The organism is Lederbergia citri (assembly GCF_018343625.1).
GTDB classification, from domain to species: Bacteria; Bacillota; Bacilli; order Bacillales; family Bacillaceae_C; genus Lederbergia; species Lederbergia citri.
Genome location: NZ_JAGYPG010000007.1, coordinates 1 through 15,790, shown reverse-complemented (window position 1 = coordinate 15,790; position 15,790 = coordinate 1). Strand labels below are relative to the sequence as shown.

Below are 15,790 nucleotides of genomic sequence, written 5' to 3'. Positions count from 1 at the left end.
AAGAGAAACGTATATTTTTTCTAACGTACAACTTCGAACTTTTTCTATCTTTTTCACCAAAAGAAAAGCATTTCCCCTATTTTTCGATAATATTTCCCAGGAAATGACCATTATTTTTTGTGGATCCGTATTGTCGGTATTGTCGTTTTGAGTTGGTTAGAAGAATTCATATTGCCTATAAAAACTTTAGTTTTTCTCCTAATCATTAATTGTTGTTATATAATTAAAAAAACAGTTATTTTGGAGGTGCCTATTTGAAACCCCGTATTACAGTAATTACTTTAGGTGTAGACGATTTAGTAAAGTCATTACATTTCTATCGAGATAGTCTTGGTCTTCCAACTGAAGGTATAGTCGGTGAAGAATTCGAACATGGTGCAGTTGCCTTTTTTGAATTGCAATCAGGTTTAAAACTTGCTATATGGAATCGTAAAGACATCGCACACGAGGCAAAAGTTCCTTTAACAAAACCTAGTCCTACTGAATTTACATTAGGTCACAATGTTAATAGTAAAGATGAAGTAGATAAAGTAATGGAACAAGCTAAACAAGGTGGAGCAATCATAACTGATCCTGCTCATGAAACTTTTTGGGGGGGATACTCTGGTCACTTCCAAGATCCAGATGGGCACTTATGGGAAGTTGTATGGAATCCACAATGGGATGCAATTGAATAAACTCTGTAATTAACTTTATCATCGCTTACCATGTAGTCCTGATTTTTCAGGTCTGATCGTTAGTCCTTTCTAATAATCAATTTTACGTCAATGAGCAATACTCTTTTTTTACAATGCGCTAAAAAACCCATCCACAAAGTGAATGGGTTTTTGTATGCAATTTATAAACTGCCGCACACCTTCCTCTGACTGTGTACCATAAGCGTTACTCAAGCAGTTAGCTCAATCCAGGCTACCCTGCGGCACATGAGAGATTCCACTTAATGCTGCTTCCTTCCGGACCTGACATGGTTCATAGATTCCCATTGCGCAGGACCCAGATGTCAACACCACTTACTTGAGGCAGACCCTACAGTACAACAGCCTCGGGAAGGAATTCAACCCCGCTGGAGCGGATTGCGGGTTACAGGGCTCCGCTACTTCCCCGTCTAGCACGGCAAAATTGATACCATATTCAATTGCGCAACTCATATGCGCATGATTTAGTATACTATTTTTTCACTAAAAAATCAATGTTTCGGCGGGATTACTGATTGTTTTGTTTTTCCATTTTCTTTTTTTCCCTCAACTCACGAAAGAATTGACTTAACAGCATCCCACATTCTTCCTTCAAAACTCCATCTACCACTTCACTCTGATGATTAAAACGTTCATCTTGAAGTAAATTCATTAAAGTTCCTGCACACCCTGCCTTTGGGTCCGATGCCCCGTACACCACTTTTTTTATCCTCGATAAAATAATGGCACCACTGCACATCGGACATGGTTCAAGTGTTACATAAAGCTCGGCTTTTTCCAATCTCCATGTTCCAAGCTTTTTACAAGCCTCTTCGATCGCTAGTATCTCAGCATGAGCGATCGAATTTTGCTCGGTTTCCCGTAGATTATGGGCGGCCGCTATAATGTTGCCTTCTAACACGATAACAGCACCAATTGGTACTTCATCATACTCCCTTGCCTTTTTAGCTTCTTCGATCGCTGCTCGCATAAACTTTTCATCTATGAGTTCCATTGAAAATCTCCCTGTTCATGAATATCTTTTATTTTACAAAACTTCTTTGAGTAAATCATGTCTATTACTATATTTCACCTCATAAAATGGTTACAACCATTACTTTGTTTCTAAGGAATATTATAAAACTTACTATGGCTTTTATTTTTATTTTAGAATGTGATGTCCAGCTCCAGCGCCTATCGACTAACAAGGCGCTTACACTTTTCTATGTTTAAAGGAGGTTGAACTATGCAAATTCATATTGTCGAGGCTAATCAGACATTAACTTCAATTGCTTCAAGATATGGCGTGCCTGCCAATACCATTACAGAAGCAAACGATCTGCCCAATCCCGATAAGCTGGTTGTTGGTCAGGCAATAGTTATTCCTATCGTTGGAAGTTTCTACTGGGTGAAAAGTGGGGACAGCCTCTGGTCTATTGGTCAGAAGTTTGGGATTTCCTATCAAGAACTTGCCCGCATAAACGGAATTCCTGTTAACACCCCTATTCATGTAGGCTTACGTCTCTATATTCCTGAAAGGCCAAAAACTAACCGGGAGTTCAATGCCTATGTTGAACCATTTGGGGAAACCGTCTCTCCAACTCTCGAAACGAGTGCAAGGCAAGCTGCTCCCTATTTAACGTATTTATCGCCATTTGGGTATTTAGCAAAGAGTGATGGTTCGTTGACAGCTCCGCCACTGAATAATTTTCCAACCATTGCTCGTGCCAACCGCAATACATTAGTGATGGTCATAGCCAATCAAGAAGCTGGCCAATTCAGTTCTGAATTGGCGCATACCTTGCTTACAAACCAACGAGTCCAGAATACATTTCTAAATAATATCATTCAAGAAGCAAAACGAGTCGGCTTTGGAGATGTTCACTTTGATCTTGAACGACTTTTTCCAAGAGATCGTGAAGCCTATAATCGTTTTTTGCGGACGGCTCGAGATCGATTTCATAACGAAGGATTAATGATTTCGACTGCACTTGCCCCAAAAACAAGTGCCACTCAAAAAGGCGAATGGTATGAAGGACATGATTATAGAGCGCATGGAGAAATTGTTGATTATGTCGTTATCATGACATATGAATGGGGTTATAGCGGAGGACCAGCGATGGCTGTCTCACCGATTGGACCAGTACGAGATGTATTAGAATACGCGATTACAGAAATTCCTTCCAGCAAAATATTCATGGGTCAAAATTTATACGGCTACGATTGGACACTCCCGTTTGTACAAGGAACAACGGCAAAAGCAGTTAGTCCGCAACGAGCGATTGAAATAGCGGCTGCAAATAATGTATCGATTCAATACGATCAAAAAGCTCAGGCACCATTTTTTACGTATACGGCTCAAGATGGGAAAAGGCACGAAGTATGGTTTGAAGACGCAAGATCCATTCAAGCCAAATTTGATCTCGTAAAAGAGTTAAACCTTCGTGGAGTGAGTTACTGGAAGCTCGGACTTTCCTTCCCACAAAATTGGCTTTTAATTACCGATAATTTTAATGTAGTAAAAAAATAGTGTAGGGGGGATCATTTCTCCCCAACTCCCTCTCAATGGTATGATGGAAGAAATAGGTATATGGGGGAGGATTATTAATGGGACAAGCACCTTTTATTGCCGTCGAAGGACCAATTGGAGTAGGGAAAACTTCTTTGGCAAGTGCATTTTCGAAACAATTTGGATTTTATTTTTTAAAAGAGATTGTTGAAGAAAATCCATTCCTACATAAATTTTATGACAATATTCATGAGTGGGCCTTCCAAACCGAAATGTTTTTTCTCTGCAATCGCTACAAGCAGCTTGGTGATATGGAAAAAGATTATTTGCGTGCCGGACAACCTGTTGTAGCCGATTATCATATTTTTAAAAATATCATTTTTTCTAGAAGAACATTAAATTCCGAGCAATTTCTAAAATACGAACAAATATACAATATCCTTACCCATGATCTCGCTAAACCTAATTTGATTGTCTATTTGACTGCTGACCTAGAAATATTATTGGGCAGAATAAAAAAGCGGGGAAGAGATTTCGAATATAATATTGATCCATTTTACCTTCAACAACTAACCGTTGATTATGAAGAGTTTATGGAAAAACTCCCTATACCCGTCGTTCGTATTGATGTAACCAATTTAGATTTTGTAGCAAATCCCGATGATTTGAAAACAATCTTTTCAATCCTGCATCCTGCACTGGAAAAAAGGAGCATTAATCGAAATGCGTCAATATAACATACCTGAAAACTCTATTATTACCGTTGCCGGCACAGTCGGTGTAGGAAAAACGACGATGACTAAACGACTTGCTGATGCTCTAGGGTTTCAAGCTTCTTTTGAACAAGTAGATGTCAATCCTTATCTCGATTTGTTTTATGATGATTTTAAAAGTTGGAGCTTCCATCTGCAAATATATTTTTTGGCAGAACGCTTTAAGGAGCAGAAAAGAATATTTAATGTAGGAGGAGGTTTTGTTCAGGACCGCTCCATTTACGAGGATGCTGATATTTTTGCGAGAATGCATTATGAAAATGGTACGATGACAGAAGTTGATTATAAGACCTATGTAAATTTATTCGAAGCGATGGTACTTACCCCTTATTTCCCTCAACCAGACTTACTCATTTATCTTGACGGACCACTTGAATACATTTTGGAGCGCATACACCAGCGGGGACGTCCTATGGAAGTAAAGACTGCCGATGAATATTGGGTTGAGTTACATAGTCGATACGAAAACTGGATTCGGAACTTTGATTTATGCCCCGTACTAACTTTAAACATTAAGGATTATGATCTTAACAACCAACATTCTTTGGAATCCATTATTAAAAGAGTTGAAAAATCGATAAAAAAACCCGATGCCAATTAGCATCGGGTTTCCTATCTCCAATATTATGCAATGTTAATGTTATGGCGGAGGAAGAGGGATTCGAACCCCCGCGCGGTTTAACCCGCCTGTCGGTTTTCAAGACCGATCCCTTCAGCCAGACTTGGGTATTCCTCCATGGCAACAAAAAATATTGTAACAGCGCTACGTTCTAAAGTCAACTAGAAAAATAAAAAACCCTGTGAGTTTTTTTCACAGGGCTCCTTGAATTAACCAATTACTTCCTTATTTCTCATATATGGACGAAGCACTTCCGGTATGATAACTGTTCCATCTTCTTGTTGGAAGTTTTCCAAAATGGCTGCTACTGTTCTGCCAATCGCCAAACCAGAACCATTTAATGTATGAACATGTTGTGGTTTTGCATTTGGCTCAGGACGAAAGCGTATATTTGCACGTCTTGCCTGGAATGCTTCAAAGTTAGAACAAGAAGAAATTTCGCGATACGTTTGTTGGCTTGGAATCCATACTTCAATGTCATATTTTTTAGCAGCTGTAAACCCAAGATCTGCTGTACACATGCTTAATACTCGGTATGGTAAATTAAGAAGCTGCAGAACTTTTTCCGCATGGCCTGTTAATTTCTCGAGCTCAGCATAAGAGTCTTCTGGTTTCACGAACTTCACCAATTCTACTTTGTTAAATTGGTGCTGACGGATGAGACCACGTGTATCCCTTCCGGCAGATCCAGCCTCAGAACGGAAGCAAGCACTAAAGGCCGCATAATTTAATGGCAATTGATCCCCATTTAAAATTTCATCGCGATGATAATTAGTAACAGGCACTTCCGCTGTTGGAATCAAGAAATAATCTTCACTCTCAACCAAGAATGCATCTTCTTCAAATTTTGGAAGCTGCCCTGTTCCTGTTAAGCTAGTACGATTCACAAGATATGGAGGCATAATTTCCTCATATCCATGCTCTTCAATATGAAGATCAAGCATAAAGCTAGCTAACGCCCGCTCTAGTCGTGCTCCTAAGCCTTTATAAAAGACAAAACGGCTTCCCGTCACTTTTGCTGCCCGTTCGAAATCTAATATTCCTAAATCTCCAGCGATATCCCAATGTGGCTTTGGTTCAAAACCAAAATCTCGAACCTCTCCCCATTTATGGATCTCTACATTATCATCTTCCGTCTCCCCGACTGGAACACTTTCATGAGGAATGTTCGGAATGGATAACATTAAATGATCCAACTCTTCTTCTACTTCACGAATGGTTGTATCAAGCTCTTTTATTTCATCCCCAACTGCACGCATTTCGGCAATTAAGTCATCTGCATTTTGCTTTTCTTTTTTCATCTTGGCAATTTGTTGGGATACTTCATTACGCTTACTTTTTAACTGCTCAACCTTCACAATCGCTTCACGACGCTTATGGTCGAGCGTTTCAAATTTGTCTAAATCCGTTAAATCTTCTCCACGATGCTGCAATTTAACTTTAATTTCTTCCAAATTGCTACGCAACAATTTAATATCAAGCATGTGATTTCCTCCTTAAAAATTTTCTTATAAACACAAAAAACTCCCATCCCTAAAAAGGGACGAGAGTTTACCCGCGTTGCCACCCAGATTGAAAGCTTTCGCCTTCCGCTTAATTAGATAACGGCTCTGCACCGAAAATGCTTACTGGCATAAAGCGTTCAACATTTTGCTCGAGGATGGATTCACAGTATGCGCCGCCGATTCTCACCAACCATCGGCTCTCTTAAGACTGCCATTACTTGCTACTATTTCCTCTCATCGCATTACTCTTGATAAAGTTCTTCATACTATACTACATCGAAACATCGATTGCAACTTTTTTATCAGTATTTTCTTTTGCATTTTTACACATATCGATAAAGTATTGCGTCAAACGTGTATCATCTGTTAACTCAGGATGAAACGAACAGCCAAGGAACTGTCCTTCTTTTGCTGCTACAATTCTTCCATTGTATTTCGCAAGAATTTCAACATTTTCACCAGCTTCAACAATATGAGGCGCTCTAATGAAAACGGCTGTCATGGAATCCGCTACTCCTGCTACTGTTAAATCCGCTTCGAAACTGTCTACCTGACGGCCAAAAGAATTCCGCTCCACCGTGATATCCATCATGCCTAAATGTACGTCGTTTTCTTCACCGATTCGCTTTGCAAGTAAGATTAACCCGGCACATGTACCAAACATCGGCTTGCCGTTAGCTGCAAATTCTTTTAAAGGTTCCATAAAACCATATTTATCAAGCAATCTGCGCATCGTAGTGCTTTCACCGCCAGGAAGAATTAACCCGTCAAGTTCCGCTAATTGTTCAACCGTTTTTACAACGACTGCTTTCGCACCGCACTGTTCCACGGCGTTTACATGTTCACGAACTGCTCCCTGCAATCCAAGTATGCCGATTGTGATCATATTACCACCCGCGCTCTTGCATACGGTTTTCTTTTGTAAGGGTAGAAATTTCAATACCTTTCATAGCAGTTCCTAAACCTTTTGAAAGCTCAGCAATCAACTCATAATCTTGATAATGAGTCGTTGCTTCTACGATCGCACGAGCAAATTTTGCAGGATTCTCTGATTTGAAAATACCTGACCCTACAAATACTCCGTCAGCGCCAAGCTGCATCATTAAAGCAGCATCTGCTGGAGTTGCTACCCCACCAGCTGCAAAGTTAACAACCGGCAAGCGGCCAAGACGCTTAATTTCAAGTAACAATTCATACGGAGCACCAAGAAGTTTCGCTTCCGTCATTAACTCATCTTCATTCATATTTACTACTTTTCGCACTTGAGCATTTACTTTTCGAATATGGCGAACCGCTTCGACGATATTACCTGTCCCAGGTTCTCCTTTTGTTCTAAGCATTGAAGCTCCTTCACCAATGCGGCGAGCTGCCTCTCCCAAATCGCGGCATCCGCACACGAAAGGAACCGTATATTCTTTTTTATTTAAATGAAATTCCTCATCTGCAGGTGTTAAAACTTCACTTTCATCGATATAATCAACACCCATTGCTTCTAAAACTCGTGCTTCTACAATATGGCCAATTCGCGCTTTTGCCATAACTGGAATAGAAACAGCTTTCATGACCTCTTCAACGATAGTAGGGTCAGCCATTCTAGCTACGCCGCCTGCTGCTCTTATATCAGAAGGAACACGCTCAAGCGCCATTACAGCTACCGCTCCAGCTTCCTCCGCTAATTTTGCCTGTTCTGCATTGACTACATCCATGATTACGCCGCCTTTTTGCATTTCTGCCATGCCGCGTTTCACACGATCTGTTCCAGTTTTCATTTCCAGCGCCCCTTTTTTTATATAAAATATCTTATTAATGCTATCGGAATAATTTTAGTTAACTACAAATATAGTAACGTGTCAATATAGGGAAGCAGCCAACTCTAGTCCCTCGAGAGGATTAAAGTTAGCTGCTTTATTCTTAATTAGAACCAGCCCTTCACTGTTTTCGTTACGCTTGTCCACATATCAGAGAAAAATCCACCAGTTCCTCGCATCATCAACACAAACCAATTAGCTTTCTCAACTTTTTCTTGAGTGACCATGTTGATTTTTGGCGCAAAATCCTTGGATAAGTAGCCAAAATCATTCTCTCCACTATAGGCAAGATCAACTGTACCTACTACTTCATTTTTCTTGAGTGGAGCTGTTAATTGGCCATCCTTATTTAACTTCTTTTTATCAACCTTAAAGACTGGTTTATATAGTTTTTCTTCACCATTTTTAATAACTAGTTTTATCGGTTTATCTGTATAAATTTTGACAGACTTTTCTTTCCCTTTTACAACAGGTAATGAGTCATGCTTCTTGATTACATAGTTTTTTGGATAAAGCTCCTTAGTGGAATAATTAGTAAATGCATATTCCATCATTCTTTTAGACTCATCAAAACGAGATTTATAGTCACCTTGTCCTTTTGAATTTTTCGCATTCATGACAACCGTGATAACCCTTAAATCGTTTCGTTTCGCTGTACCTGTGAAACAATAGCCCGCAAAATCAGTTGTACCTGTTTTCAGTCCATCTACTCCCTCATAGCCATAAATCAAACCGGGAAGCATCCAGTTCCAGTTTTTCATCTCACCAGGCATTGTGCGGAATTCTTTTTTCGTGATACTCGTTGTTTCTAATACTTCTGGATAGTCTCTTAATAAATATGCAGCTAATTGCGCGGTAGACCTAGCCGACATTACATTTTCATCTTCTGCACCCGTTCCTTCAGGATGCATCCCTTTTAAATCACGATTATTTAAACCAGTAGAATTAACAAATTTATAATTTTTCAAGCCTAGTTCTTTTGCTTTGTCATTCATCATTTGAACGAATTTTGATTCGGAACCAGCAATCGCTTCGGCAATGGATATAGTGGCTCCATTTGCAGAATATATTGCCATCGCTTCATATAACTCTCTAATCGTAAATTTTTTCCCCTTTTCAAGAGGAACATTTGATAGATTCGTATCTACTGAGATTTTATTTACATAATCACTAATCGTTTGTTCTTGATCCCATTTGATTTTTCCATCATGGATCGCTTCGAACATAATGTATTCCGTCATCATTTTCGTCATGGACGCAATCCCTAATGCAGCATCCTCATTTTTCGCGTATAAAATTTTTCCGGTACTTGCTTCTATGAGAATAGCAGCATCAGCATTTATATTTAAAGCATCTTGAGCAAAAGCGCGATTTGGTAATTGTATCGAACTTAATAGCAGTAATAAACCTAAAGTAAAAGCAGCAAAAATTTTGAACGTTCTTTTTTTCACAAGTTAGCCCTCCAACGTTATATGTACACCCTTGTCATTTTATCATAGATAGTGATGAATTTGTAGACGACAAAGGAATTTCATCTTTAACAAAAAAATGGCAGAAACCCATGAGCATAGGAGCAAATGGTTCTACCATTTAAATATTTATTTATCAAAAAATTTAAGATATTGAGTAGTTAGGAGCTTCTTTCGTAATTTGCACATCATGAGGATGGCTTTCACGCAAACCTGCACCTGTCATTTTAATAAATTGAGCATTTTCGCGGAGTTCCTGTAAATCAGCTGCTCCACAATAACCCATTCCAGAACGAAGTCCGCCAGTTAATTGGTAAAGTGTATCAGCTAGTGGTCCCTTATAAGGAAGTCTACCTTCGATTCCTTCAGGAACAAACTTTTTCGCATCCTCTTGGAAATAACGATCTTTCGAGCCTTTTTCCATAGCGGCCTCTGAACCCATGCCTCGATATACTTTGAAACGGCGTCCTTGGAAGATTTCTGTTTCTCCAGGACTTTCAGACGTTCCAGCAAGCATACTTCCAAGCATAACAGCATGTCCACCTGCAGCTAATGCCTTTACGATATCTCCAGAGTATTTGATTCCACCATCTGCAATGATCGCTTTGCCGCGTTTTCTCGCTTCTGAAGCACAATCATATACCGCAGTAATTTGTGGCACACCCACACCCGCTACAACACGTGTAGTACAAATCGAGCCTGGTCCAATTCCAACTTTGACAACATCGGCACCAGCATCAAATAATTCCGCTGTTGCTTCAGCTGTCGCCACATTCCCGGCAATAATGTTCAAATTCGGATAATGGTTTCGTATTTCTTTTACAGTTGATATAACGCCCGCTGAATGTCCGTGCGCCGTATCAACTACAATTACGTCGACATGGGATTTCACAAGCATTTCCACTCGTTTTAATGTATCCTTTGTGACTCCTACTGCTGCACCTACTAATAGTCTTCCCTTTTCATCTTTTGCAGAGTTCGGGAATTCAATGACTTTTTCAATATCCTTTATCGTAATTAATCCTTGTAAAACACCTTTTTCGTCCACAAGAGGTAATTTTTCAATTCGATGCTGTTGTAAAATGCTCTCAGCTTCAGCAAGAGAAGTACCAACTGGGGCAGTTACAAGATTTTCCTTTGTCATGACGTCCGATATTAATAAAGAATAATCTTGAATAAAACGCATATCGCGATTCGTAATAATCCCTACTAAAATTCTTTCTTCTTCGTTATTTACAATTGGAACACCAGAAATTCGGTATTTTCCCATTAAATGCTCCGCATCGTACACTTTATGTTCAGGAGTTAAAAAGAAAGGATCTGTAATAACGCCGCTTTCAGAACGTTTTACCTTATCTACTTGCTCTGCTTGCTGTTCAATACTCATATTCTTGTGAATGATGCCAAGGCCGCCTTGACGAGCCATTGAAATGGCCATTTGAGATTCAGTTACAGTATCCATACCTGCACTAATGATAGGAATATTCAATTTTATCGTATTCGTCAACTCTACTTTCAAACTTACATCCTTAGGTAAAACTTCTGATTTTGCTGGAATTAATAATACATCATCAAATGTTAAACCTTCTTTTGCGAACTTTGATTCCCACATTTTTTTATCCTCCTGCCCAAAATATTATTAGTAGGTTATCAATTGGTTAAAATACTGTCAAGGATATGTCGTGATGTTCCATTTTTCAAATAATTTGGAGGTTTTAAGCTTGTATATAGAAGGTGACATATGGAAACGCTTTTCTATTTTTCAATCAGCCGAAACGACTCAACGCTACTTAAAAAAATGCTATACAGAATTGAAAATCGAGGGAAGTGAATCGAAAAGTTACGATAATTGCTATGCATTTATGTACTATCTTGAACAAGGAGAAGTATTTTATAATCAAGCCGCTACTTCACCATTATCTGTAAGACCGATTTTGCTATTTTACGGGCTCATCCATTTAATAAAAGCCTGCCTTCTGACAGTTGATCCGTATTATCCAAATTCAACTTCTGTTTTAGCACATGGGGTATCAACGAGAAAACGGAAAAAGCGCCATTATAAATTTTTACATGATGAGATAAAAGTACAAAAACATGGATTATGTACATTTTTTTCGGAACAACTGTTCCACGTGAAACAGCTCGAAGGAGAAAAATTTAGTATGCGAGATCTCCTGTATTTGATTGTCGAGTTGGAAGAGATGATGCAGCATATTTTTGGAAAACCTAACATGCTTGCACTTAAATATACCGAGTACAAAAAATGGGAGATGCCCAAAGAAATTCATGAATCCTATTTTGTGGACGAAAAAAGATTGAAAGAATTATTAAACAGCAAATATCCGGCGGAAATACGATGGAACGAAAATAATTTAGAACTACCTACTTTAAAAAATCAAAAAATCGTTTCTCCTCCTTTTCGCTATCACTTGTTTAATCAAAAACTTTACCTTCCTGCTCAACTTCACCCTAATATGGTGCTTCCAGATATGATTGTTCATTATCTTTTACTTTATAATTTAAGCATGATTTCCCGCTACGAAACAGAATGGTGGATCGATTTAATAAAAACAACTCCCAACTCTGATTATCCTTTAATTAAATCGTTTCTTGAAATAACAGAAAAAAAAGGCCCCTTTCTTGTAGAGGAATATATAAGGATGAAGTTATTATAGGTGGTTAGATGAAGGTAGGATTAGGGACTATTCTGGATATTCTTCAATTTCTCCTGGAAAGTACGCTTTAATTCTCGATGAAACTTTGTATTATTCCAATTTGGTCGTGAATCACACCTTTATTCTCGATGAAATCTTGCACTTTTCCTTATTCATCGTTAATTTCATCATAATTCTCGGTGAAACCCTGCAGTATTCCATTTTCGTCGTGAATTTGACCTTTATTCTCGATGAAACTTTGTATTATTCCAATTTAGTCGTGAATCATATCTATTATTTAATACCTTCAGTATTTGATTGAATAAAACAAAAAAGACACTCTCATTTGAGAATGTCTTTGATTGCCTGGCAACGTCCTGCTCTTGCAAGGGGAAGCCCCTTACTACCATCGGCGCGCGAGCTTAACTTCCGTGTTCGTGCTGCGGATCAGGATGACCGGCGAATCTCTTCGTCATCGGCGCTCGTTCGATTCTCATGGGCATAGCCCATTCCGAGTCTCTCTCCCTTGATTCCTCGATCTTCTTGGTCCTCCTGATCCTCGCTTACAAAGTTTTCGATTCTTTTCTTCCATGCCTTTCGGCACTTTTCAAAAACAAAAAAGACACCCATTGATTGGGTGTCTTTGGTTGCCTGGCAACGTCCTGCTCTTGCAAGGGGAAGCCCCTTACTACCATCGGCGCTGAAGAGCTTAACTTCCGTGTTCGGGATGGGAACGGGTGTGACCTCTTCGCCATCGCCACCAGACAAGTATGTTGGGAAGGATTCATTCCTTCAAAACCAGATATAGAGAAAACAAACCGTATTTGATTAAGTCCTCGATCAATTAGTATCCGTCAGCTCCATGTGTCGCCACACTTCCACACCGGACCTATCAACCTGATCATCTTTCAGGGATCTTACTCGCTTGCGCGATGGGAAATCTCATCTTGAGGGGGGCTTCATGCTTAGATGCTTTCAGCACTTATCCCGTCCGCACATAGCTACCCAGCGATGCCTTTGGCAAGACAACTGGTACACCAGCGGTGCGTCCATCCCGGTCCTCTCGTACTAAGGACAGCTCCTCTCAAATTTCCTGCGCCCGCGACGGATAGGGACCGAACTGTCTCACGACGTTCTGAACCCAGCTCGCGTACCGCTTTAATGGGCGAACAGCCCAACCCTTGGGACCGACTACAGCCCCAGGATGCGATGAGCCGACATCGAGGTGCCAAACCTCCCCGTCGATGTGAACTCTTGGGGGAGATAAGCCTGTTATCCCCGGGGTAGCTTTTATCCGTTGAGCGATGGCCCTTCCATGCGGAACCACCGGATCACTAAGCCCGACTTTCGTCCCTGCTCGACTTGTAGGTCTCGCAGTCAAGCTCCCTTGTGCCTTTACACTCTGCGAATGATTTCCAACCATTCTGAGGGAACCTTTGGGCGCCTCCGTTACTCTTTAGGAGGCGACCGCCCCAGTCAAACTGCCTGCCAGACACTGTCTCCCACCCGGATCACGGGTGCGGGTTAGAAGGTCAGTACAGCAAGGGTAGTATCCCACCGATGCCTCCATGGAAGCTGGCGCTCCCATTTCCTAGGCTCCTACCTATCCTGTACAAGCTGCACCAACATTCAATATCAGGCTGCAGTAAAGCTCCACGGGGTCTTTCCGTCCTGTCGCGGGTAACCTGCATCTTCACAGGTACTATAATTTCACCGAGTCTCTCGTTGAGACAGTGCCCAGATCGTTGCGCCTTTCGTGCGGGTCGGAACTTACCCGACAAGGAATTTCGCTACCTTAGGACCGTTATAGTTACGGCCGCCGTTTACTGGGGCTTCAATTCGCACCTTCGGTTTGCACCTAAGCGCTCCTCTTAACCTTCCAGCACCGGGCAGGCGTCAGCCCCTATACTTCGCCTTGCGGCTTCGCAGAGACCTGTGTTTTTGCTAAACAGTCGCCTGGGCCTATTCACTGCGGCTCTCTCGGGCTTACACCCTATCAGAGCACCCCTTCTCCCGAAGTTACGGGGTCATTTTGCCGAGTTCCTTAACGAGAGTTCTCTCGATCACCTTAGGATTCTCTCCTCGCCTACCTGTGTCGGTTTGCGGTACGGGCACCTTTTACCTCGCTAGAGGCTTTTCTTGGCAGTGTGGAATCAGGAACTTCGGTACTATATTTCCCTCGCCATCACAGCTCCGCCTTAGGATGAAGGATTTGCCTCCACCCCGGCCTAACTGCTTGGACGCGCATATCCAACAGCGCGCTTACCCTATCCTCCTGCGTCCCCCCATTGCTCAAACGGTAAAAAGGTGGTACAGGAATATCAACCTGTTGTCCATCGCCTACGCTTTTCAGCCTCGGCTTAGGCCCCGACTAACCCTGAGCGGACGAGCCTTCCTCAGGAAACCTTAGGCATTCGGTGGAAGGGATTCTCACCCTTCTTTCGCTACTCATACCGGCATTCTCACTTCTAAGCGCTCCACAAGTCCTTCCGGTCTTGCTTCACCGCCCTTAGAACGCTCTCCTACCACTGACACCAACGGTGTCAATCCGCAGCTTCGGTGATCCGTTTAGCCCCGGTACATTTTCGGCGCAGAATCACTCGACCAGTGAGCTATTACGCACTCTTTAAATGGTGGCTGCTTCTAAGCCAACATCCTGGTTGTCTAAGCAACTCCACATCCTTTTCCACTTAACGGATACTTGGGGACCTTAGCTGGCGGTCTGGGCTGTTTCCCTCTCGACTACGGATCTTATCACTCGCAGTCTGACTCCCAAGGACAAGTCATTGGCATTCGGAGTTTGTCTGAATTCGGTAACCCGATGAGGGCCCCTAGTCCAAACAGTGCTCTACCTCCAAGACTCTTCTCCTTGAGGCTAGCCCTAAAGCTATTTCGGAGAGAACCAGCTATCTCCAGGTTCGATTGGAATTTCACCGCTACCCACACCTCATCCCCGCACTTTTCAACGTACGTGGGTTCGGGCCTCCAGTAAGTGTTACCTTACCTTCACCCTGGACATGGGTAGATCACCTGGTTTCGGGTCTACGACCTCATACTCAAAACGCCCTATTCAGACTCGCTTTCGCTGCGGCTCCGTCTCTTCGACTTAACCTTGCATGAAATCGTAACTCGCCGGTTCATTCTACAAAAGGCACGCCATCACACATGAATGTGCTTTGACTATTTGTAGGCACACGGTTTCAGGATCTCTTTCACTCCCCTTCCGGGGTGCTTTTCACCTTTCCCTCACGGTACTGGTTCACTATCGGTCACTAGGGAGTATTTAGCCTTGGGAGATGGTCCTCCCAGCTTCCGACGGGATTTCACGTGTCCCGCCGTACTCAGGATCCACTCAGGAGGGAACGAAGTTTCAACTACAGGGCTGTTACCTTCTATGGCGGACCTTTCCAGATCGCTTCGCCTACCCCGTTCCTTTGTAACTCCATGTTGAGTGTCCTACAACCCCAAGAGGCAAGCCTCTTGGTTTGGGCTCTTTCCGTTTCGCTCGCCGCTACTTGGGAAATCGATTTTTCTTTCTCTTCCTCCGGGTACTTAGATGTTTCAGTTCCCCGGGTCTGCCTTCCATTTCCTATGAATTCAGAAATGGATCCTACCCCATTACGGGCAGGGGGTTTCCCCATTCGGAAATCTCCGGATCAAAGCTTGCTTACAGCTCCCCGAAGCATATCGGTGTTAGTCCCGTCCTTCATCGGCTCCTAGTGCCAAGGCATCCACCGTGCGCCCTTTCTAACTTAATCATAAAAAGGTTTCTTATGGAT

11 protein-coding genes, 1 tRNA gene, 2 rRNA genes, 1 other RNA gene and 1 other annotated feature are annotated in these 15,790 nt (G+C 41.8%); of the genes, 5 read left to right on the top strand and 10 right to left on the bottom strand.

What is annotated here, in order from left to right; genetic code table 11:
- Positions 1–254 precede the first annotated feature (254 nt).
- Positions 255–677 (top strand): VOC family protein, encoded by a 423-nt coding sequence (locus KHA97_RS23360; protein ID WP_213127212.1) that lies wholly within the window; start codon positions 255–257, stop codon positions 675–677.
- Between the two features lie 171 nt (positions 678–848).
- Here the strand turns inward: KHA97_RS23360 and ffs are convergent.
- Positions 849–1,114, bottom strand: an RNA gene (gene ffs / locus KHA97_RS23355) — signal recognition particle sRNA large type.
- An 89-nt stretch (positions 1,115–1,203) separates the two neighbouring features.
- Positions 1,204–1,689: a tRNA adenosine(34) deaminase TadA gene (gene tadA / locus KHA97_RS23350; protein WP_213127211.1), complete on the bottom strand. Its 486-nt coding sequence runs from the start codon at positions 1,687–1,689 to the stop codon at positions 1,204–1,206.
- Between the two features lie 231 nt (positions 1,690–1,920).
- On the opposite strand from tadA, the gene KHA97_RS23345 reads away from it, so the two are divergent.
- The 3 genes from KHA97_RS23345 to KHA97_RS23335 all read left to right on the top strand — a co-directional run bounded on the left by KHA97_RS23345 (position 1,921) and on the right by KHA97_RS23335 (position 4,557).
- Positions 1,921–3,204 carry a glycoside hydrolase family 18 protein gene (locus tag KHA97_RS23345; RefSeq protein WP_213127210.1) on the top strand — a complete coding sequence of 428 codons (1,284 nt, stop codon included), beginning with the start codon at positions 1,921–1,923 and terminating at the stop codon, positions 3,202–3,204.
- A 77-nt stretch (positions 3,205–3,281) separates the two neighbouring features.
- Positions 3,282–3,920: a deoxynucleoside kinase gene (locus KHA97_RS23340; protein WP_213127209.1), complete on the top strand. Its 639-nt coding sequence runs from the start codon at positions 3,282–3,284 to the stop codon at positions 3,918–3,920.
- Positions 3,901–4,557, top strand: a complete 657-nt coding sequence (locus tag KHA97_RS23335) for a deoxynucleoside kinase (protein ID WP_325167539.1) — start codon at positions 3,901–3,903, stop codon at positions 4,555–4,557. Before KHA97_RS23340 ends, KHA97_RS23335 begins: the two co-directional genes overlap by 20 nt.
- A 42-nt stretch (positions 4,558–4,599) precedes the next feature.
- On the opposite strand, the gene KHA97_RS23330 is transcribed toward KHA97_RS23335, so the two are convergent.
- The 6 genes from KHA97_RS23330 to guaB form a co-directional block, all read right to left on the bottom strand.
- Positions 4,600–4,692, bottom strand: a tRNA-Ser gene (locus KHA97_RS23330).
- A 92-nt stretch (positions 4,693–4,784) separates the two neighbouring features.
- Entirely contained in the window at positions 4,785–6,059 is a 1,275-nt protein-coding gene (gene serS / locus KHA97_RS23325) for a serine--tRNA ligase (protein ID WP_213127207.1), read from the bottom strand.
- Between the two features lie 52 nt (positions 6,060–6,111).
- Positions 6,112–6,327, bottom strand: a binding site (T-box leader).
- Between the two features lie 24 nt (positions 6,328–6,351).
- Positions 6,352–6,966, bottom strand: a complete 615-nt coding sequence (gene pdxT / locus KHA97_RS23320; RefSeq protein WP_213127206.1) for a pyridoxal 5'-phosphate synthase glutaminase subunit PdxT — start codon at positions 6,964–6,966, stop codon at positions 6,352–6,354.
- Position 6,967: 1 nt separating this feature from the next.
- Complete coding sequence (gene pdxS / locus KHA97_RS23315) at positions 6,968–7,849, bottom strand: pyridoxal 5'-phosphate synthase lyase subunit PdxS (protein WP_213127205.1); 882 nt, start codon at positions 7,847–7,849, stop codon at positions 6,968–6,970.
- Positions 7,850–7,995: 146 nt separating this feature from the next.
- Entirely contained in the window at positions 7,996–9,288 is a 1,293-nt protein-coding gene (locus KHA97_RS23310) for a serine hydrolase (RefSeq protein WP_233713762.1), read from the bottom strand.
- A gap of 214 nt (positions 9,289–9,502) precedes the next feature.
- A complete protein-coding gene (guaB, locus tag KHA97_RS23305; RefSeq protein WP_213127203.1) occupies positions 9,503–10,969 on the bottom strand; it encodes an IMP dehydrogenase in 1,467 nt (488 codons plus the stop codon).
- A 109-nt stretch (positions 10,970–11,078) separates the two neighbouring features.
- On the opposite strand from guaB, the gene KHA97_RS23300 reads away from it, so the two are divergent.
- On the top strand, positions 11,079–12,032 hold the full coding sequence (locus KHA97_RS23300) for a YaaC family protein (protein ID WP_233713759.1): 954 nt from the start codon (positions 11,079–11,081) through the stop codon (positions 12,030–12,032).
- 628 nt (positions 12,033–12,660) lie between these two features.
- On the opposite strand, the gene rrf is transcribed toward KHA97_RS23300, so the two are convergent.
- Positions 12,661–12,776: ribosomal RNA gene (gene rrf / locus KHA97_RS23295) — 5S ribosomal RNA — on the bottom strand.
- A gap of 59 nt (positions 12,777–12,835) precedes the next feature.
- A 23S ribosomal RNA gene (locus KHA97_RS23290) occupies positions 12,836–15,769 on the bottom strand.
- Between the last annotated feature and the right edge of the window lie 21 nt (positions 15,770–15,790).

Excerpts from the sequence above, each read along its gene's own strand:
- pdxS (WP_213127205.1), bottom strand. The coding sequence starts at position 7,849 with ATGAAAACTGGAACAGATCGTGTGAAACGCGGCATGGCAGAAATGCAA.
- tadA (WP_213127211.1), bottom strand. The coding sequence starts at position 1,689 with ATGGAACTCATAGATGAAAAGTTTATGCGAGCAGCGATCGAAGAAGCT.
- serS (WP_213127207.1), bottom strand. The coding sequence starts at position 6,059 with ATGCTTGATATTAAATTGTTGCGTAGCAATTTGGAAGAAATTAAAGTT.
- KHA97_RS23340 (WP_213127209.1), top strand. The coding sequence starts at position 3,282 with ATGGGACAAGCACCTTTTATTGCCGTCGAAGGACCAATTGGAGTAGGG.
- KHA97_RS23345 (WP_213127210.1), top strand. The coding sequence starts at position 1,921 with ATGCAAATTCATATTGTCGAGGCTAATCAGACATTAACTTCAATTGCT.
- pdxT (WP_213127206.1), bottom strand. The coding sequence starts at position 6,966 with ATGATCACAATCGGCATACTTGGATTGCAGGGAGCAGTTCGTGAACAT.
- guaB (WP_213127203.1), bottom strand. The coding sequence starts at position 10,969 with ATGTGGGAATCAAAGTTCGCAAAAGAAGGTTTAACATTTGATGATGTA.